We start from the raw sequence: 17,397 nt of genomic DNA, 5'->3' as shown, positions 1-17,397 counted from the left end.
TATAAAGGGCTTCCCGGGCGGGGCCTAGGAAGCTTCCCTCGGTATTGGCCACGCGGGCCACGGGCGCGGCGTTGCGTGCTAGTCGGCCTTGATTCCCGCGGCCTTGATCACCTGCGCCCACTTTTCCACCTCGGCCTTCTGGAAGGCCGCGATCTGCGTGGTCGTCAGGTCGGCCGGCTCCATGCCGAAGCCCTTGAGCTTGTCCTGCATCTCGGGTGTCGCGAGGATCTTGCGGATCTCGGTGTGCAGCCGGTCGACCACGGGCGCCGGCGTGGCGGCGGGCACGAAGATCGCCTGCCAAGACACCACTTCGAAGTCCTTCAGGCCCGGCAGGCCCGACTCCGCGATCGTCGGCACGTCGGGCAGCGAGGCCAGCCGCTTCGACGACGTCACCGCGATGGCGCGCAGCTTGCCGCTCTGGATGTGCGGGCCGGCCACCACCGTGGTGTCGAACATCATGTCGACCTGGCCGCCGATCGCGTCCTGGATCGCCGGGCCGCTGCCCTTGTACGGAATGTGCGTGAACTTCACGCCCGACTTGTAGGCCAGCAGTTCGAGCGCCAGGTGCTGCGAAGTGCCCGTGCCCGCCGAGGCCGACGACAGCCCGCCCGACTTGGCCTTGCTGGCCTCCAGGATGTCCTTCAGCGTCTTGTAAGGGCTGTTCTGGCTCACCACCAGCACCACCGGGTTGGTGCCGATCAGCGTCACAGGCGCGAACGACTTGATCGGGTCGTAGCCGATCTTGGGATACAGGCTCACGTTGATGGCGTGCGAGCTGATGGTGCCGCCCACCAGCGTGAAGCCGTCCGGCGCGGCTCGTGCGCCGACCTCCGAACCCACGCTGCCGCCGGCGCCGCCCTTGTTGTCGATGATCACGCTCGTGCCCAGCACCGGGCCGAGCTTCTGCGCGATGAGCCGGCCCAGCACGTCGGTCGTGCCGCCCGCGGGAAAGGGCACGAGGTAGGTGATGGCCTTGCCCGTCGGCCAGTTGCCGCCGCCCTGCGCGAAGGCTGCCGGAAGACCGGCGGCGAGCGAAGAGGCGAGGGCGGTGCGGATGAGTGTGCGGCGTTGCATGGTCTTGTCTCCTTTGATTTCAGCGCGGCTCAGGGCTTGATGCCGAGCTTGGTGATCAGCGCCTTGAAGTACTCGTTGTCCTTGGCCAGCGTTTCCTTGAAGGCGGCGCCGTCGGTGTAGGCGTAGCCCAGGTTCTGCTTGTCCATCACCTCGCGCAGCAGCGGCTCCTTGGCGGTCTTGGCGGCGATGTCGCGCAGCTTGGCCATCACTTCGGGCGGCGTGTTCTTCGGCGCGCCGAGGCCGCGCCAGGTGCCGATGGAAATGTCGATGCCGCGCTCCTTGGCGGTCGGCACCTTGTCGAAGGCGGCCAGGCGCTTGTCGGCCATCACCATCAGCATCTTGAGCTTGCCGGCCTGAACGTAGGTCGACACCTCGGCCGGGCTCACGGCCACCGCGTCGACGTGGCCGCCGAGCAGCGCCAGCACGGCCGGGCCCGCGCCCTGGAACGGGATGTGGTTGAACCTGGCGCCGGTCTTGTCCTCCAGCGCCGATGCGGCCAGGTGCCAGATCGAGCCGGTGCCCGAATTGCCCACGCCCAGCTCGCCCGGCTTCTTCTTGGCCGCGGCCAGGAATTCCTCGATGGTGTTGTAGGGCGAGTCGGCCTTCACCGTGATGGCGGCCGGGTCGGCGTTGAGCTGCGCGATCGGCTGGAAGTCGTCGTAGTTGAACTTGGCCAGGCCCAGGTGCGGCAGCGTCAGCAGCTCGACCGTGAGCACGGCCAGCTTGTAGCCGTCGGGCCGCGAATGGATCACCTCGTTCCAGCCGATGGCGCCGCCGGCGCCGGGGCGGTTCACGATCACGATGCTCTCGGACATGTGCTTGCGGCTCGCGTCGGCGAAGGCGCGGGCCAGCGCGTCGGTGCCGCCGCCGGGCTGGTAGGGCACGACCAGCTCGACCGTGTGGTTCGGGTAGTCGTTGCCGGCTGCTTGCGCGGCGGGCGCCGCAAGGCCGAATGCAAGGCCGACCGCGCCCGAGAGGGCCGCGAGCTTGCGCAGGAATTTCGTCGTCATCTGTCTCGTCTCCGTTGTTGGTCTTGCTGTTGCTGGAAAAAAGCGTTCGCGGTCAGGGCATGTACTGCCCCCCGTTCACTTCGATCACCTGCCCCGTGACATAGCCCGAGAGCTGGTCCGAGGCGAGATACAGGAAAGCGCCGACGCACTCCTCGGGCTCGCCGAGGCGGCCCATGGGAATGCTGGCGCGGAAGTTGTCGAGCATCGCGGGCGTCGAGAAGCGGTCCTGGAACGGCGTCTGAATGACGCCCGGCGCCACCGCGTTCACGCGGATGCGGTCGCCCACCAGTTCCTTCGCGAGGCCGTGCGTGGCCGTGCTCACGAAGCCCTTGGAGCCCGCGTACAGGTACGCGGCCGGCCCGCCGCCGGTGCGCGCCGCGACGGAGGTCACGTTAATGATGTTGCCGCCGCCCTGCGAGCGCATCAGCGGCACCACCTCGCGGCAATAGGCGAGCACCGAGCGCGCGTTGATGTGCATCACCTCGTCGAACAGCGCGTCGTCGAACTCGGCGATGGGCACGCGCTTGACCAGGCTGCCGGCGTTGTTGACCAGCACGTCGATGCCGCCGAACTCGGCCACCGTCTGCTTCACGCTGTCGCGGATCGCGCCGGTGTCGCGCACGTCGGCCTTCACGGCCACTGCCGCGCCGCCCGCCGCGCGGATGGTCTCGACCACCTGGTTGGCCGCGGCCGCCGAGCTGTTGTAGTGCACCGCCACGCGCATGCCGCGCGCCGCGAAGGCAATGGCCACAGCAGCGCCGATGCCGGTGCTGGCACCGGTGACGAGGGCTGTCTTGTCCTTGAGGTCTTCCATGTGTGTGCTCCGTACGGGGTTGTTCAGGTCACCGGCGCCGGGTTGAAAAGCACCAGCGCGTTGTGCAGCTTCCAGTGCTCGGCCCAGGTCTTCTTGCGGCCGCTGGCCACGTCGAGCATCAGGTGGAACATTTCCCAGCCGATGTCTTCGATGGTGGCCTCGCCGTCGGCGATGCGGCCCGCGTTCACGTCCATCAGGTCGTGCCAGCGGCGCGCCAGGTCGCTGCGCGTGGCGACCTTGATGACCGGCACTTCGGCCAGCCCGTAAGGCGTGCCGCGGCCGGTGGTGAACACATGCAGGTTGATGCCGGCCGCCAGCTGCAGCGTGCCGCAGATGAAGTCGCTGGCCGGCGTGGCCGCATAGATCAGGCCCTTCTGCGTGGCCTTCTCGCCCGGCGCGAGCACGCCCGTGATCGGCGCCGAGCCCGACTTGACGATGGAGCCCATCGCCTTCTCGACGATGTTCGACAGGCCGCCTTTCTTGTTGCCCGGCGTGGTGTTGGCGCTGCGGTCGACGCGGCCCTTCTGCAGGTAGGCGTCGTACCAGGCCATCTCGCGGATCATGGCTTCGGCCACCTCCGGCGTGGAGGCGCGCGAGGTGAGCTGGTCGATGCCGTCGCGCACCTCGGTCACTTCCGAGAACATGACCGTGGCGCCCGCGCGCACCAGCAGGTCGGTGCAGAAGCCCACGGCGGGGTTCGCGGTGACGCCGGAGAACGCGTCGCTGCCGCCGCACTGCACGCCCACCACCAGTTCGCTGGCCGGCACGGTCTCGCGGCGGCGTGCGTTCAGGCGCGCCAGGTGCACCTCGGCCTGCCGCATGACCGAATCGATCATCGACATGAAGCCGATGTGCTCGTCGTCCTGCAGGCAGACCACGTCGAGTTCCGCGTCGCCCTCGGTTTCGCCGCGCTTGTCGACGATGGGAATGCTGCCCGGCGGCAGGAGCCGCTCGGGCTGCAGCTTCTCGCAACCCAGGCTCACCACCATCACCTCGCCGCCGAAGTTCGGGTTGAGGCTGATGTTGCGCAGCGTGCGGATCGGCACGATGGCGTCGGGCGCGTCGATGGCCACGCCGCAGCCGTAGCCGTGCGCCAGCGCCACCACGTCGTCCACGTTCGGGTACCTGGGCAGCAGCTCGGCCTTGATGCGCTGCACCGCGAAGTCGATCACGCCGGCCACGCATTGCACCGTCTCGGTGATGGCGAGGATGTTGCGCGAGCCCACCGAGCCGTCGGCGTTGCGGTAGCCCTCGAAGGTGTAGCCCTCCAGCGGCGGCAGGGCGGGGGGCTTGACGGTCGCGATGGGCAGGCCGTCGAGCTCGGGTGCCAGCGGCATGCGCATCACGCGCTCGTGCACCCAGCTGCCGCGCGGCAGCGCCTTCTGCGCATAGCCGATCACCACGTCGTAGCGGCGGATGGCGTCGCCTTCGGCCAGGTCGACCAGCGCGACCTTGTGGCCCTGGGGTACGTTGTCCACCAGCCGCAGGCCGTCGGCGAACTCGGCGCCGGCCTTCAGGCCGCCGTCGTTGGCGACGATGGCCACGTTGTCGTTGGCGTGGATGCGGATGTAGAGCGGTGGACGTGAGCTTTCGGGCATCGCGGTTTCCTTTGCTTACTTCACCACCATGAACATGCTGGGCAGCCAGGTCGAGAAGGCTGGCACGAATGTGACCACACCGAGCGCAAAGATCAATGCCCCATAGAACGGCCAGATGGTGCGCATCACCGTTCCCACCGACACACCGCCGATCGCGCAGCCGACGAATTGCGTCGTGCCCACGGGCGGCGTGTTCAGGCCCAGCGCGCAGTTGATCAGCATCACGATGCCGAACTGCACCGAGGTCATGCCGTAGTGCTGGGCGATGGGCAGGAAGATCGGCGTGCACAGCAGGATGGTGGCTGCCATGTCCAGGAAGGTGCCGAGCACGAACAGGATGATGTTGATCAGCAGGAAGATCACCCAGGGCGTGCTGGTCACCTGCGACAGCATCTGGCCCGTGAGCTCGGCCACGCCGTACAGGCTGATGAGGTAGCCGAAGGTGCTGGAGATGCCGATCAGCAGCAGGATCACGCCGGTGGTGCGCACCGCCTTCGAGGCCGCCTTGATGAAGTGTTCCCACTTCAGCGTGCGGTACACGAAGATCGTGAGGCCCAGCGCATACAGCACGGCGACCGCGGCCGATTCGGTGGCCGTGAACACGCCCGAAAGAATGCCCCCCAGGATCAGCACCACGATGAACAGGCCCGGCAGCGCCGCCGCGAACGAGCGCGCCACGATGGACCAGCCCGGGAAGCTGCCGGCCGGATAGCCGCGCTTCACCGCCACCAGGTAGGCGGCTGCGAGGTTGCTGATGGTGAGCACGGCGGCCGGCAGCAGGGCCGCCAGGATCAGCGCCGCGATCGACACCTTGCCGCCGGCTGCGAGCGAATAGATGATCAGGTTGTGGCTGGTGGGCATCAGCGCGCCGACCAGCGCCGCATGGGTGGTCACGTTGACGGCGTAGTCGGCGTGGTAGCCCTCCTTCTTCATCATCGGGATCATCACGGCGCCCATGGCCGAGACGTCCGCCACGGGCGATCCCGAGACGCCGCCGAACAGCGTGCAGGCCACCACGTTCGACATGCCGAGCCCGCCGCGGACGTGGCCCACGAGGTCACGCGCCAGGTTGACGATGCGGTCAGCGATGCCGCCGTAGAGCATCAGCTCGCCCGCGAAGATGAAGAACGGGATGGCGAGGAACGAGAAGATGCCCATGCCGGACGTCATCTGCTGGAAGCCCACGGCCAGCGGCAGGCCTTCATAGAGCAGCGTGGCCAGTGCCGACAGGCCGATGGAAAAAGCGACCGGCACGCCCAGCAGCAGGAAGAGCGTGAACGAGAGGCAGAGAATGAGCAGGGGAATGGTCATAGTGGCTCAGGCCCAGGCAGGTTCGACTTCGCGGCCTTGGGCGAGCGCGATGATGTGTTCGATGGAGAACATCACGATGAGGACGCCCGAGATGGCGGCGGGCACGTATTTCCACCCCTCCGAGATCCAGAGCGTGGGCAACCTGTAGTCCCACACCGATTCGGCGAGCGAGGCGCAGTTCCATGCCATGGCAACGCCGAACAGCAGGATCAGTGCGTGGATGAGGTATTCCATCTTCAGCCGCAACCAGTCGGGTGCGAGCACGAGAAAGGATTCGAGCCCGATGTGGCCCGCGTCGCGAACGCCCACAGCCACGCCGAGCATGGTGACGTAGAGCACCAGCAGCAGCGCGAGGCTTTCGGCCCAGGTGGGGGTGTTGTTCAGCACGTAGCGGCCGAACACCTGCCAGCTCACGGCGCAGATCACCGCGACGAGACCGAAGATGCCCAACCACATGCAGGCACGTGCGAGGGTGCGGCAAAGTTTGGTGTACATAGATTTTCTTTGCCCTTCCCCCGAGGGGGAAGGAGGGAAGCGGGTCGAGCCGACGAGGGCGGGCTTACTTCGTGTCCTGCACGCGCTTGACCAGGTCTTTCAGCTTCGCGTCGGTGATGAACTTGTCGTACACCGGCTTCATCGCGGCCTGGAACGGGGCCTTGTCGACTTCGATGATCTCGGCGCCGCCGGCCTTCACCGTGGCGAGCGACTTCACTTCACGCTCTTCCCACTGCTTGCGCATGTAGGGCACCGATTCCTTGGCGGCCTGGCGGATCCAGCCCTGCTCTTCGGCGGAGAGCTTGTCCCACACGCGCTTGGAGAACAGCAGCATCTCGGGCGCCATCGAGTGCTCGGTCTTGCTGTAGTACTTGGCCACTTCGAAGGCGCGCGCGCTTTCGTACGTGGGGTAGTTGTTCTCGGCGGCGTCGATCAGCCCGGTCTTCAGGCCGGTGTAGACCTCGCCCATGGGCATCGGCGTGGCGTTGGCGCCCATGGCCTCGAGCATCGACACCCACAGGTCGGACTGCTGCACGCGCACCTTCAGGCCCTTCATGTCGGCGAAGCTGCGCACCGGCTTCTTGGCCGTGAACATCGAGCGCGCGCCGCTGTCGTAATAGGCCAGCCCCACGAAACCCTGCTTCTCGCACGACTTCAGGATCTCTTCGCCGATCGGACCGTCGAGCACCTTGTGCAGGTGGTCGACCGAGCGGAACAGGAAGGGCATGGTGGGCACCTGCGTCTCGGCGCAGATGTTGTTCATGGGCGCGATGTTCACGCGCACCATCTGCAGCGCGCCGATCTTGGTCTGCTCGATCGTGTCTTTCTCGCTGCCGAGCGAGCTGTTGTTGAACACCTTGATGCTGTGCTTGCCGCCGGACAGCGCCTTCAGGCGCTCGCTCATGAACTTCACCGCGGTCACGGTGGGGTAGTCGTCGGGGTGGATGTCGGCCGAACGGAACTCGGTGGCGTGTGCAGCCATGGCGGTCAGCGCGGCTGCTGCGCACGCGGAAAGTGCGATCAGTGTCTTCTTTGCGAATTTCATTTGTCTCGTCCTCTGCTTTGGTGGTTGTTGAAAAGGGTTCAGGCGCCGAAGGCCGGCTCGGGCATGCCCTGTGCGCCGGGCCGCAGCGCAAACACGCCGCCGGCCAGTGGTTGGTCCGACAGGTCGATGCCGCCGGGCCGGATGGAGGTGACGAAGAGGGTGTCGAGCCCGGCGCCGCCGAAGGCGCACATCGCGGGTTTCTTCACCGGCACTTCGAGCGAGCGGTCGAGCCGGCCGTCGGGCCTGAAGCGGTGCACCAGGCCGGCGTCGTTGCCGCAGATCCAGTAGCAGCCGTCGGTGTCCATGGCCGCGCCGTCGGGGCGCCCGGGCAGGGGCTTCATGTCGATGAACAGGCGGCGGTTGCCGGGGGTGCCGGTTTCCGTGTCGTAGTCGAAGGCCCAGACGGCCTGCACCGTGGGGTGCGAGTCCGAGAGATACATCGTGCGGCCGTCGGGGCTGAAGGCCAGGCCGTTGGGCACGACGAGGTCGTCGAGGCGCAGGGCGGCGCTGCTGTCGCCCCTGCCGTAGCTGTAGAGCCGGCCCACGCGTGCGCCCGCCGCCATGTCGAGCAGCATCGTGCCGGCCCAGAAGCGGCCCTGGCGGTCGCAGCGGCCGTCGTTGAAGCGCATGGCCGGGGCGGCGTGCTCGACGGGCGCCAAAGACGAGGCGGCCAGCGTGCCGTCGGCCTGGGGCTTGAGCGAGAACAGGCCGCTTTCCATGCCGGCGATCCATTCGCCCGGCACGTCTGCGCGCGGCGCGATGCAGGCGATCATTTCGCCGGCGGTCCACTTCGCGTGGCCTTCGCCCGCATGCCAGCGGTTCAGCGTGCGCGCCGGAATGTCGACCCAGTAGAGCGCCTGTTCGCGCGCATGCCACACCGGGCTTTCGCCGGTGCCGTTGCGCGCGTCGAGAACGAGTTCAGCGCTCATCGCCGAACGGGCCTTGTGCCGTGAAGGCGCCGCCCTGGTAGATGGCGTTCGGGTCGGTCGGCGCGACGGGCGGCTGTGCCTCGACCTTGTCGCGGAACACTTCCGAGCTGTCGCGCGGCAGGAAGCCCAGGTGCGCGGCGGCGCTGTTGTCCCACCACACGTCGCGGTTGTTCGACATGCCGTAGACCACCGTGTGCTTCACGTCCGGCGTGAACAGCGACTTCTCGATCAGCGCGGTCAGGTCGTGGTAGCTGAGCCAGGTGCTCATCATCCGGCGGTTGGCCGGCTCGGGGAACGAGGAGCCGATGCGGATGCTGACGGTCTCGATGCCCCAGCGGTCGAAGTAGAACTGCGCCACGTCCTCGCCGAAGGACTTCGACAGGCCGTAGTAGCCGTCGGGCCGGCGCGGCGCATGCGCGTCGATGTGCTCGCTCTGCTTGTAGAAGCCGATCACGTGGTTCGAGCTGGCGAACACCACGCGTTTCACGCCGTGGCGGCGCGCGGCCTCATAGATGTGGAACACGCCCTTGATGTTGGCTTCGAGGATTTCCTCGAACGGCCGCTCGACAGACACGCCGCCCAGGTGGACGATGGCGTCGCAGCCGTCCACCAGCGCATCGACCGCCGCCTTGTCCGACAGGTCGCAGGGCACGACTTCCTCGTGCGCATCGGCGGCCGGCGCCAGCGAGGCGATGTCCGAGAGCCGCAGCACCTCGGCGAATGGCTTGAGGCGCTCGCGCAGCACCTTGCCGAGGCCGCCGGCGGCGCCGGTCAGCAGGAGGCGGTTCATCTTGTTGTCTTTCATCTTTGCCCGTCCGTGCACGCAGTGGTTGCGGTTTCCGGCAGCCCGCCGTCGCGGTGTCTTGCCGACGGCAGCGGCCGGTACGATGCCGGCAGGGCGAGGTCGAAAGGGCGCTGCATGTCGGTGCCGTGGAAACCGGGAAGCCGCTGGCGGATCGGCCGGCGGCTGCCAGGGGTTATTGAGTGTTGGGTTATCTGTTGTCGTACAACTAGTTTGGGGATTATCATCGTGACCATGGTTCAGTCGACTGCGGGTAATCCCTCGATATCGGAAGCGCCGGCGGAAGCGGCGTTCGTGGGGCGTCCGCGCCAGCGCGCACGCGGCCTCGCGCATGGGCTGGTGGAAGACCTGGGCGAGAAGATCCGCAACCAGTCGCTGCGGCCCGGCGACAAGCTGCCGACCGAGTCGGCCATCATGCAGGCCTACGGCGTGAGCCGCACCGTGGTGCGCGAGGCGCTGTCGAAGCTGCAGGCCGGCGGCCTGGTCGAGACGTTGCACGGCGTGGGCACCTTCGTGCTGCAGCCGCGCACGGGCGGCGTGTTCCGCCTCGACCCCGGCGAGATCGCTGCTTCGGTCGACGTGCTGGCCGTGCTCGAGCTGCGCATCAGCCTGGAGACCGAGTCGGCCGGCCTTGCCGCCAGCCGCCGCACCGACGAGCAGCTGGTGGCCATGCGGCAGGCGCTCGACGACTTCGAGCACAACGTGGTCGTGGCGGGCGACACCGTGGGGCCGGACTTCCGCTTCCACCTGCAGATCGCCGAATCGACCGGCAATCCCTACTTTGCGGACATCATGAGGCACCTGGGGACCACCCTCATTCCGCGCACCCGCATCAGCGCGATCCGCACGCACGAGGGCGGGGCGCCTTACCTGAGCCGCGTGAACCGCGAGCACGAAGAAATTTACGCGGCCATTGCGCGCCGCGACCCCGAATCGGCCCGCGCGGCCATGCGCATCCACCTGACAAACAGCCGCGAGCGCCTGCGCATGGCGCAAGAGGCCGCGCAGCAGCAGAAGGCGAAAGCCGATGCCGTCACCGCTGACGGTGCTGCTTCGGCTGACAACGCCACCTCGAGCTGAGTTTTTCTTGTTGTCCCGGCTGGACAACTTGTTTTGGTGGTTGTACGATGACTGATAACTTGATTGGGATATCAGGCTCAGTCACGACAGCCAGCGAACAAAAGGAGACAGCATGACCATCAACCGACGCGGCGCGCTAGGGGCCGCACTTGCCACGACACTGGCCGCGAGCCTGCCCGCGCGGGTTCTTGCGCAGGGCAGTGGCGGCAACTGGCCGTCCAAGCCGCTCAAGCTCATCGTTCCGTACCCGCCGGGCGGTTCGTCCGACATCATTGCGCGGGCGATCAGCCAGCCGCTGTCCGAGGCGCTCGGCCAGTCGGTCATCGTCGACAACCGCGCCGGTGCCAACGGCAACCTCGGCGCCGACCTGCTGGCCAAGGCGCCGGCCGACGGCTACACGCTGATGCTGTGCGACCTGGGTGCGCTGGCCATCAGCCCCTCGCTGTACCCCAAGCTTCCGTTCGACCCGTCGAAAGACCTGCGCGGCGTGGCCATGCTGGCCTACTCGCCGCACCTGCTGGTGGTGCACCCGTCGGTGCAGGCGAACACCTTGAAGGAGCTGGTCGAGCTCTCGAAGAAAAGCGATCTCAACTTCGCCGTCACCGCCAGCGGCAGCACCGCGCATCTAGCGGGCATCGAACTGCAGCGCAAGGTGGGCGCCAAGTGGGAGTACGTGCCCTACAAGGGCGGCGTGCAGGCGGTGCTCGACACCGTCGCGGGCCAGACGCAGGTGCTGATGAACGGCATGCTCGCCACCTATCCGCAGGTGCAGGCCGGCAAGCTCAAGCTCATCGCGGTGTCCAAGGCCACGCGCATGCCGCTGATCGGCAACGTGCCGACCATCGCCGAGCAGGGCGCCCCCGGCTACGAGTCGGGCACCTGGCAGGGCGTGGTCGCGGGACGCGGCGTGCCCGACGCCGTGATCGCGCGGCTCAACCGCGAGCTGGTGCGCATCATTCGCACGCCCGACATCCGCGCCCGGCTCGCCGGGCAGGGCGCCGAAGTCGTGACCATGGCCGCGCCGGAGCAGGACCAGTTCTTCGCCAAGGAGCGCGCGCGCTGGGCGCAGGTCGTCAAGGAAGCGAACGTCAGGCTCGACTGACCGGCCGCTTCGCACCCCTTTTCTTTCTCATTCAAAACTTCACTGGACTCTTTCCCATGAACCCGCAAGAACTCAAGACCATCATGGGCTCCGGCCTGCTTTCGTTCCCGTTGACCGACTTCGACGCGAACGGGGACTTCAACAAGAGCAGCTACGAGAAGCGCCTCGAGTGGCTCGCCCCCTACGGCGCCAGCGCGCTGTTCGCGGCCGGCGGCACGGGCGAATTCTTCTCGCTCACCGGCGACGAGTACCCCGGCATCATCAAGACGGCGGTGGACACCTGCCGCGGCGTGGTGCCGATCATTGCCGGTGCCGGCGGTCCCACGCGCTTTGCCATCCAGTGCGCGCAGGCAGCCGAGAAGGCCGGGGCGCACGGCATCCTGCTGCTGCCGCACTACCTCACCGAAGCCGGCCAGGAAGGCCTGGCCGCGCACGTCGAGGCCGTGTGCAAGAGCGTGAACTTCGGCGTGATCGTCTACAACCGCGCCACCAGCCGCCTCAAGCCCGACACCCTGGCCGGCCTGGCCGAGCGCAACCCCAACCTCGTGGGCTTCAAGGACGGCATCGGCGACATCGAGGCCATGGTCGCCATCTACCAGAAGATGGGCGACCGCTTCGCCTACCTGGGCGGCCTGCCCACGGCCGAGGTCTATGCCGCCGCCTACAAGGCGATGGGCACGCCGGTGTATTCCTCGGCCGTCTTCAACTTCATTCCGAAGACCGCCATGGACTTCTACAAGGCCGTGGCCGCCGACGACCTGCCCACGCAGCACCGCCTGCTGAAGAACTTCTTCATGCCCTACCTCGAGCTGCGCAACCGCGTGCCGGGCTACGCGGTGAGCATCGTGAAGGCCGGCGCAAAGATCGTCGGCCACGACGCCGGCCCCGTGCGCGCGCCGCTCACCGACCTGAAGCCGGCCGAGATGGAGCAGCTCAAGGCGCTCATCGACGCGCTCGGCCCGCAGTGAGCCGGGCCATGAGCACGCCCACCGTCACCGCGATGCGCGTGGTTCCCGTTGCGGGCCACGACAGCATGCTGATGAACCTCAGCGGCGCGCACGGCCCGTTCTTCACGCGCAACCTGCTGATCCTGACCGACAGCGCCGGGCGCACCGGCGTGGGCGAGGTGCCCGGCGGCGAGAAGATCCGCCAGACGCTGGAAGACGCGCGCGGCCTCATCGTGGGCCAGCGCATCGGCAACCACAACGCGGTGCTCAACAGCATGCGCAGCGCTTTTGCCGGCCGCGACAGCGGCGGCCGCGGGCTGCAGACCTTCGACCTGCGCGTGACCATCCACGCGGTAACGGCCGTTGAAGCCGCGCTGCTCGACCTGCTCGGCCAGTTCCTCGAAGTGCCCGTGGCGGCCCTGCTCGGCGAAGGCCAGCAGCGCGATGCGGTGCAGATGCTCGGCTACCTCTTCTACGTGGGCGACCGCAAGAAGACCGACCTGCCCTACGAGAGCGACCCCGGCGCCGACAACGACTGGTTCCGCCTGCGCCATGAAGAAGCCATGACGCCCGAAGCCATCGTGCGCCTGGCCGAGGCCACGCATGCGCGCTACGGCTTCACCGACTTCAAGCTCAAGGGCGGCGTGCTGCGCGGCGAAGAAGAAGTCGAGGCCATCCGCGCGCTGCACGAGCGCTTTCCGCAAGCGCGTGTCACGCTCGACCCGAACGGCGGCTGGCTGCTGCAGGACGCCATTCGCCTGTGCCGCGACCTGCACGGCGTGATGGCCTATGCCGAAGACCCCTGCGGTGCCGAAGGCGTGTTCTCCGGCCGCGAGGTGATGGCCGAGTTCCGCCGCGCCACCGGCCTGCCGACCGCGACCAACATGGTGGCCACCGACTGGCGCGAGATGGTGCACAGCCTCTCGCTGCAGTCGGTCGACATTCCGCTGGCCGATCCGCACTTCTGGACCCTGCAGGGCTCGGTGCGCGTGGCGCAGCTGTGCCAGGCCTGGGGCCTGACCTGGGGCTCGCATTCGAACAACCACTTCGACGTGTCGCTCGCGATGTTCACGCACGTGGCCGCTGCCGCGCCGGGCAAGGTGACGGCCATTGACACGCACTGGATCTGGCAGGACGGCCAGCGCCTGACCAAGGCGCCGCTGCGCATCGAAGGCGGCTTCGTGAAGGTGCCCACGCGCGGGGGCCTGGGCGTGGAGCTGGACATGGACGAGGTCGAGAAGGCGCACCAGCTGTACCTGAAGCACGGCCTTGGCGCTCGCAACGATGCGCAGGCGATGCAATACTTGATCCCCGACTGGACTTTCGACAACAAGCGACCGTGCATGGTCCGCTGAAGGAACAACCCTCATGCAGAACTTCGACAACCTCATCGCAGGCGAATGGCGTGCCGGCGCGAGCTACAGCCCCAACGTCAACCCGAGCAACCTGTCCGACGTGCTCGGCCAGTACACGCAGGGCGATGCCGCCCACGTGGACGCTGCCGTCGCGGCGGCTACCGCAGCCTTTCCGGCATGGGCCACGGGCAGCATCCAGGCCCGCTCCGACGCGCTCGACAAGATCGGCAACGAGATCCTCGCGCGCAAGGAAGAGCTGGGCACGCTGCTGGCGCGCGAAGAAGGCAAGACCAAGGCCGAAGGCATCGGCGAGGCCACGCGCGCAGGCCAGATCTTCAAGTTCTTCGCGGGCGAATGCCTGCGCCTGTCGGGCGAGGTGCTGCCGTCGGTGCGGCCCAACATCGGCGTGGAGATCACGCGCGAGCCGGTCGGCGTGGTCGGCCTCATCACGCCGTGGAACTTTCCCATTGCCATTCCGGCCTGGAAGATCGCGCCCGCGCTGGCATTCGGCAATTGCGTGGTGCTCAAGCCCGCCGACCTGGTGCCGGGCAGCGCCTGGGCGCTGAGCGAGATCATCAGCCGCTCGGGCATTCCGGCCGGCGTGTTCAACCTGGTGATGGGGCGCGGCAGCGTGATCGGCAATGCGCTGGTCAATCATCCGGGCATCCACGCGATCAGCTTCACCGGCTCGGTGGGCGTGGGCCGCAACATCGCGATCCAGTGCGTCACCAACCACAAGAAGGTGCAGCTCGAAATGGGCGGCAAGAACCCGCAGGTGATCCTGGACGACGCCGACCTCGCACAGGCCGTGGAGCTGAGCGTGCAGAGCGCGTTCTACTCGACCGGCCAGCGCTGCACCGCGTCGAGCCGCCTCATCGTCACGGAGGGCATCTATCCGAAGTTCATCGCCGCCATGAAGGAACGGATGGCGAAGATCAAGGTGGGCGACGCGCTCGCGCAAGGCACCGACGTGGGCCCGGTCTCGTCGAAGTCGCAGCTCGACCAGGACATGGAATACGTCTCCATCGGCAAGGGCGAGGGCGCCACGCTGGCGGCCGGCGGCGAGCTGCTGAAGCTGGAGACCGACGGCTACTACATGTCGCCGGCGCTCTTCAGCGAATCGGCGGCAGGCATGCGCATCAACAAGGAAGAGATCTTCGGCCCGGTGGCAAGCGTGATTCGCGTGAAGAACTACGAGGAAGCACTGGCCACCGCCAACGACACCGAGTTCGGCCTGTCGGCCGGCATCGCCACCACGTCGCTGAAGTACGCCACGCACTTCAAGCGCCACAGCCAGGCCGGCATGGTGATGGTCAACCTGCCGACGGCTGGGGTGGACTATCACGTGCCCTTTGGCGGCCGCAAGGGCTCGAGCTACGGTCCGCGCGAGCAGGGGCGTTATGCGCAGGAATTCTTCACGACTGTGAAGACTGCCTATACGCTGGCCTGATTCGTTCGTTCGTTCAGGGCGCGTGCACAGGCCATCGGGTACTCCCCTCCGCGAATGTCCCCCGGCCTGCGGCCTCCTCCTTTATTTCGCTGCGGGGAGCACCCGACGCCCTGCGCACAGGGACGCAGCTTGGGCTTTCAAGCCGAGCCAGTTCCGGGTTCTGCGCTGCGCGCCTTTTCGTTCAGCTGAAACAGTTGGGCCGCTTTGCGAGCCAGGTCGACCGCTAGCCAGAGCAGGTTGTCCAGCTGCCTGCGCCCGTCGTCGCTGCACCAGTCGATCTCTTCGCCGTGGCACACCCACAGCAGGGCTTCGAGTTGGGAGAGGGTGTTTTCGAAAAGATCCGCGGGGTCTTGGGCGGTGTCTTCGGGAGATGCCGGCGTGCGAGGCCGGGCTATAGTCTTGGTAGCCATTTTTGTGCGGTTCCTTCACGGTGATGCACGAACTTGGTTAGACGGCTGGGGTGCTCGTAACACCTCAGCCGTCGCCTTTTGATACCTCGCATTTGCATCGCTGCTGTCGCACCGACGACCTGCCGCGAGGCAAGCAGCCTTCGAACATACAAGTGGGTTGTGGAGTTGCCCCCCCTAGCGGGGTGTGGAGTGACAGGGGCATTCACTCTAGAGAAGAACCGGGCGAAACAGCCGCACCGCGCTGCACGAAGTCTCGCCAACCGCCAACAAATGCAGCTTCCACAGCGGCGCTCAACGATCAGGCCGATGGGGTGCCTTGCGCAGCGAAATAAAGGAGGAGGCCGAAGGCCGGGGGACATTCGCGGAGCAAGGTACCCCGTCGGCCTGATCGCGCCCTGAACGACACAAGCAAAGCTAGGCCGCAAGCGCCCCGCGCCCGCGCCGCATCCAAAGCTCGATCAACTCGAACAGCCCTTCGCTGACCAAAGCCAACGCAGCAGCCGGCAACGCGCCCGCCATCAGCAGCTCACGGTCGTTGAGCGCCAACCCCGTCACGATGCGCTCACCGAACCCGCCGGCACCGATGAACGCCGCAATCGTCGCCGTGCCGATCGCGATCGCCGTCGCCGTGCGCACCCCCGCGAGCAGCGTCGGCAACGCCAGCGGCAACAGCACCAGCCGCAGGCTCTGCGGCGGCGTCATGCCCAGCGCCGTGCCCGCCAGCCGCAGGCCGTCGGGCACCTCGGCCAGGCCCGTGACCGTGTTGCGCATGATCGGCAACAGCGAATAGAGCGTCAGCGCGATCAGCGCCGGCAACGCGCCGATGGCGCCGAGCATCGAGATCAGCACCGCCAGCAACGCCAGCGAAGGCACCGTCTGCAACAGGCTCGCGAAGCCCAGCACCAGCGCGCGCAGCCGCACATGAGGGAACACCAGGATCGCGATCGGCACGCCGATGAGAATCGCGATGCCCACCGACAGCGCCACCAGGAACAGATGCTGCCGTGCCAGCTTCCACAAGTCCGGCCCGAACAGCTTGGCGGTGAAGCCGCGGCGCTCTTCCTTCGGCTGCTGCTGGCCCGCCTTCGCTTCCTTGCCGGTGCTCGCGAGAAAGTCGCGCGCAATCACGTCGAAAGGCACGCTCTGCAGTTCGGCGCGGGCATTCATCGCGATCATCGCGTGCTCGTCCACGCGGCCTTCGAGCGTTTTCAAAGCAGCCCAGGCCTCGGGCAGGCGTTTGGGCAAATCGAGCTTGTAGAGCACCACCGCGTCGTAGCGCGGAAAGTACTTCCTGTCGTCCTCCAGCACGCGCAGGCCCAGGTGGTCGATCTTCGCGTCGGTGGTGTAGATGTCGATCGCGTCGATCTGCCTGGCCCCTATGGCGTCATATGCCAGCCCGTGGTCGAGCCCCGAGGGTGTCTGCTTGAAGCCGTAGCGCTCGGCGAGGCCCTTCCAGCCGTCGGCGCGGCCTATGAATTCATTGGATAGGCCCAGCTTGAGTTCAGGGTGCTTCGCCAGGTCGCTCAGCGTGCGCAGGCCCAGCCGGTCGGCATCCGCCGCGCGCACCGCGAGCGCATAGCCGTCGTTGAAGCCCAGCGGAATCGCCACGCCCAGGCCCATCGGCGCGAGCGCCGCGTTCATGGCCTCGCGCGTGTCCGCCGGCGACCCCTTGAGTATTTCCAGCGCGATGGTGCCGGTGTATTCGGCATACATGTCGATCGCGCCCGAGCGCAGCGCCTCGTACACGATGGCCGTGTTGCCCAGGCCCTGCCGCACGACGGGCGGCGACGCGGTGTGCGGCGCGGCGGTCTGCGCCAGCAACTCGGCAAGGATGTACGACTCGGTGAAGCGCTTGGAGCCGACGCGCAGCGTGTCGTCCGCCGCATGCGCGACATTCGCGACATGCGCCAGGCCCAGCCAGGCGAGCGTCAGGAGCAGGGCAAGGCGGCGGAGGCAACGGGGCAGATGCATCGCG

At 67.3% G+C, this 17,397-nt stretch carries 16 protein-coding genes; 5 read left to right on the top strand and 11 right to left on the bottom strand.

Going from position 1 to position 17,397, the window contains the following annotated elements:
* Window positions 1-78: 78 nt before the first annotated feature.
* From WIX39_RS22990 to WIX39_RS22950, 9 genes are all read right to left on the bottom strand, one after another.
* Window positions 79-1,074 carry a Bug family tripartite tricarboxylate transporter substrate binding protein gene (locus WIX39_RS22990; protein WP_409195926.1) on the bottom strand — a complete coding sequence of 332 codons (996 nt, stop codon included), beginning with the start codon at window positions 1,072-1,074 and terminating at the stop codon, window positions 79-81.
* A gap of 29 nt (window positions 1,075-1,103) precedes the next feature.
* Window positions 1,104-2,084, bottom strand: coding sequence for a tripartite tricarboxylate transporter substrate binding protein (locus WIX39_RS22985; protein WP_409195925.1), 981 nt, complete (start codon window positions 2,082-2,084; stop codon window positions 1,104-1,106).
* Between the two features lie 52 nt (window positions 2,085-2,136).
* A complete protein-coding gene (locus WIX39_RS22980; protein ID WP_106933829.1) occupies window positions 2,137-2,898 on the bottom strand; it encodes an SDR family NAD(P)-dependent oxidoreductase in 762 nt (253 codons plus the stop codon).
* Between the two features lie 23 nt (window positions 2,899-2,921).
* Window positions 2,922-4,496 (bottom strand): galactarate dehydratase, encoded by a 1,575-nt coding sequence (garD, locus tag WIX39_RS22975; protein ID WP_409195924.1) that lies wholly within the window; start codon window positions 4,494-4,496, stop codon window positions 2,922-2,924.
* 15 nt (window positions 4,497-4,511) lie between these two features.
* A complete protein-coding gene (locus WIX39_RS22970; protein WP_081268609.1) occupies window positions 4,512-5,807 on the bottom strand; it encodes a TRAP transporter large permease in 1,296 nt (431 codons plus the stop codon).
* 6 nt (window positions 5,808-5,813) lie between these two features.
* Window positions 5,814-6,302, bottom strand: coding sequence for a TRAP transporter small permease (locus WIX39_RS22965; RefSeq protein ID WP_081268610.1), 489 nt, complete (start codon window positions 6,300-6,302; stop codon window positions 5,814-5,816).
* 64 nt (window positions 6,303-6,366) lie between these two features.
* A complete protein-coding gene (locus tag WIX39_RS22960) occupies window positions 6,367-7,347 on the bottom strand; it encodes a TRAP transporter substrate-binding protein (protein ID WP_409195923.1) in 981 nt (326 codons plus the stop codon).
* 38 nt (window positions 7,348-7,385) lie between these two features.
* Window positions 7,386-8,276 carry an SMP-30/gluconolactonase/LRE family protein gene (locus WIX39_RS22955; RefSeq protein ID WP_409195922.1) on the bottom strand — a complete coding sequence of 297 codons (891 nt, stop codon included), beginning with the start codon at window positions 8,274-8,276 and terminating at the stop codon, window positions 7,386-7,388.
* Window positions 8,266-9,081: an NAD-dependent epimerase/dehydratase family protein gene (locus tag WIX39_RS22950; RefSeq protein ID WP_409195921.1), complete on the bottom strand. Its 816-nt coding sequence runs from the start codon at window positions 9,079-9,081 to the stop codon at window positions 8,266-8,268. Before WIX39_RS22950 ends, WIX39_RS22955 begins: the two co-directional genes overlap by 11 nt.
* 231 nt (window positions 9,082-9,312) lie before the next feature.
* Between WIX39_RS22950 and WIX39_RS22945 the strand changes: the two genes are divergently transcribed.
* The 5 genes from WIX39_RS22945 to WIX39_RS22925 all read left to right on the top strand — a co-directional run bounded on the left by WIX39_RS22945 (window position 9,313) and on the right by WIX39_RS22925 (window position 15,012).
* Window positions 9,313-10,158: a FadR/GntR family transcriptional regulator gene (locus WIX39_RS22945; RefSeq protein WP_106933834.1), complete on the top strand. Its 846-nt coding sequence runs from the start codon at window positions 9,313-9,315 to the stop codon at window positions 10,156-10,158.
* Window positions 10,159-10,270: 112 nt separating this feature from the next.
* Complete coding sequence (locus tag WIX39_RS22940; RefSeq protein ID WP_106933835.1) at window positions 10,271-11,260, top strand: Bug family tripartite tricarboxylate transporter substrate binding protein; 990 nt, start codon at window positions 10,271-10,273, stop codon at window positions 11,258-11,260.
* Between the two features lie 56 nt (window positions 11,261-11,316).
* The gene (gene kdgD / locus WIX39_RS22935; RefSeq protein WP_081268616.1) at window positions 11,317-12,228 is read left to right on the top strand and encodes a 5-dehydro-4-deoxyglucarate dehydratase; all 912 of its coding nucleotides are present in this window, start codon (window positions 11,317-11,319) and stop codon (window positions 12,226-12,228) included.
* 8 nt (window positions 12,229-12,236) lie between these two features.
* Window positions 12,237-13,562 (top strand): glucarate dehydratase, encoded by a 1,326-nt coding sequence (gene gudD / locus WIX39_RS22930; protein WP_409195920.1) that lies wholly within the window; start codon window positions 12,237-12,239, stop codon window positions 13,560-13,562.
* A gap of 13 nt (window positions 13,563-13,575) precedes the next feature.
* On the top strand, window positions 13,576-15,012 hold the full coding sequence (locus WIX39_RS22925; protein WP_285414458.1) for an aldehyde dehydrogenase family protein: 1,437 nt from the start codon (window positions 13,576-13,578) through the stop codon (window positions 15,010-15,012).
* Window positions 15,013-15,149: 137 nt separating this feature from the next.
* Here the strand turns inward: WIX39_RS22925 and WIX39_RS22920 are convergent, their stop codons facing one another.
* Window positions 15,150-15,422 (bottom strand): hypothetical protein, encoded by a 273-nt coding sequence (locus tag WIX39_RS22920; protein WP_409195919.1) that lies wholly within the window; start codon window positions 15,420-15,422, stop codon window positions 15,150-15,152.
* Between the two features lie 414 nt (window positions 15,423-15,836).
* Window positions 15,837-17,393, bottom strand: coding sequence for a glycine betaine ABC transporter substrate-binding protein (locus tag WIX39_RS22915; protein WP_409195918.1), 1,557 nt, complete (start codon window positions 17,391-17,393; stop codon window positions 15,837-15,839).
* Window positions 17,394-17,397 lie beyond the last annotated feature (4 nt).

The sequence above is a fragment of the Variovorax sp. AB1(2024) genome, from assembly GCF_037482385.2.
Taxonomy (GTDB): Bacteria; Pseudomonadota; Gammaproteobacteria; order Burkholderiales; family Burkholderiaceae_C; genus Variovorax.
This window is presented reverse-complemented; position numbering and strand designations above follow the sequence as displayed.

Excerpts from the sequence above, each read along its gene's own strand:
- WIX39_RS22990 (WP_409195926.1), bottom strand. The coding sequence starts at position 1,074 with ATGCAACGCCGCACACTCATCCGCACCGCCCTCGCCTCTTCGCTCGCC.
- WIX39_RS22985 (WP_409195925.1), bottom strand. The coding sequence starts at position 2,084 with ATGACGACGAAATTCCTGCGCAAGCTCGCGGCCCTCTCGGGCGCGGTC.
- WIX39_RS22980 (WP_106933829.1), bottom strand. The coding sequence starts at position 2,898 with ATGGAAGACCTCAAGGACAAGACAGCCCTCGTCACCGGTGCCAGCACC.
- garD (WP_409195924.1), bottom strand. The coding sequence starts at position 4,496 with ATGCCCGAAAGCTCACGTCCACCGCTCTACATCCGCATCCACGCCAAC.
- WIX39_RS22970 (WP_081268609.1), bottom strand. The coding sequence starts at position 5,807 with ATGACCATTCCCCTGCTCATTCTCTGCCTCTCGTTCACGCTCTTCCTG.
- WIX39_RS22965 (WP_081268610.1), bottom strand. The coding sequence starts at position 6,302 with ATGTACACCAAACTTTGCCGCACCCTCGCACGTGCCTGCATGTGGTTG.
- WIX39_RS22960 (WP_409195923.1), bottom strand. The coding sequence starts at position 7,347 with ATGAAATTCGCAAAGAAGACACTGATCGCACTTTCCGCGTGCGCAGCA.
- WIX39_RS22955 (WP_409195922.1), bottom strand. The coding sequence starts at position 8,276 with ATGAGCGCTGAACTCGTTCTCGACGCGCGCAACGGCACCGGCGAAAGC.
- WIX39_RS22950 (WP_409195921.1), bottom strand. The coding sequence starts at position 9,081 with ATGAAAGACAACAAGATGAACCGCCTCCTGCTGACCGGCGCCGCCGGC.
- WIX39_RS22945 (WP_106933834.1), top strand. The coding sequence starts at position 9,313 with ATGGTTCAGTCGACTGCGGGTAATCCCTCGATATCGGAAGCGCCGGCG.
- WIX39_RS22940 (WP_106933835.1), top strand. The coding sequence starts at position 10,271 with ATGACCATCAACCGACGCGGCGCGCTAGGGGCCGCACTTGCCACGACA.
- kdgD (WP_081268616.1), top strand. The coding sequence starts at position 11,317 with ATGAACCCGCAAGAACTCAAGACCATCATGGGCTCCGGCCTGCTTTCG.
- gudD (WP_409195920.1), top strand. The coding sequence starts at position 12,237 with ATGAGCACGCCCACCGTCACCGCGATGCGCGTGGTTCCCGTTGCGGGC.
- WIX39_RS22925 (WP_285414458.1), top strand. The coding sequence starts at position 13,576 with ATGCAGAACTTCGACAACCTCATCGCAGGCGAATGGCGTGCCGGCGCG.
- WIX39_RS22920 (WP_409195919.1), bottom strand. The coding sequence starts at position 15,422 with ATGGCTACCAAGACTATAGCCCGGCCTCGCACGCCGGCATCTCCCGAA.
- WIX39_RS22915 (WP_409195918.1), bottom strand. The coding sequence starts at position 17,393 with ATGCATCTGCCCCGTTGCCTCCGCCGCCTTGCCCTGCTCCTGACGCTC.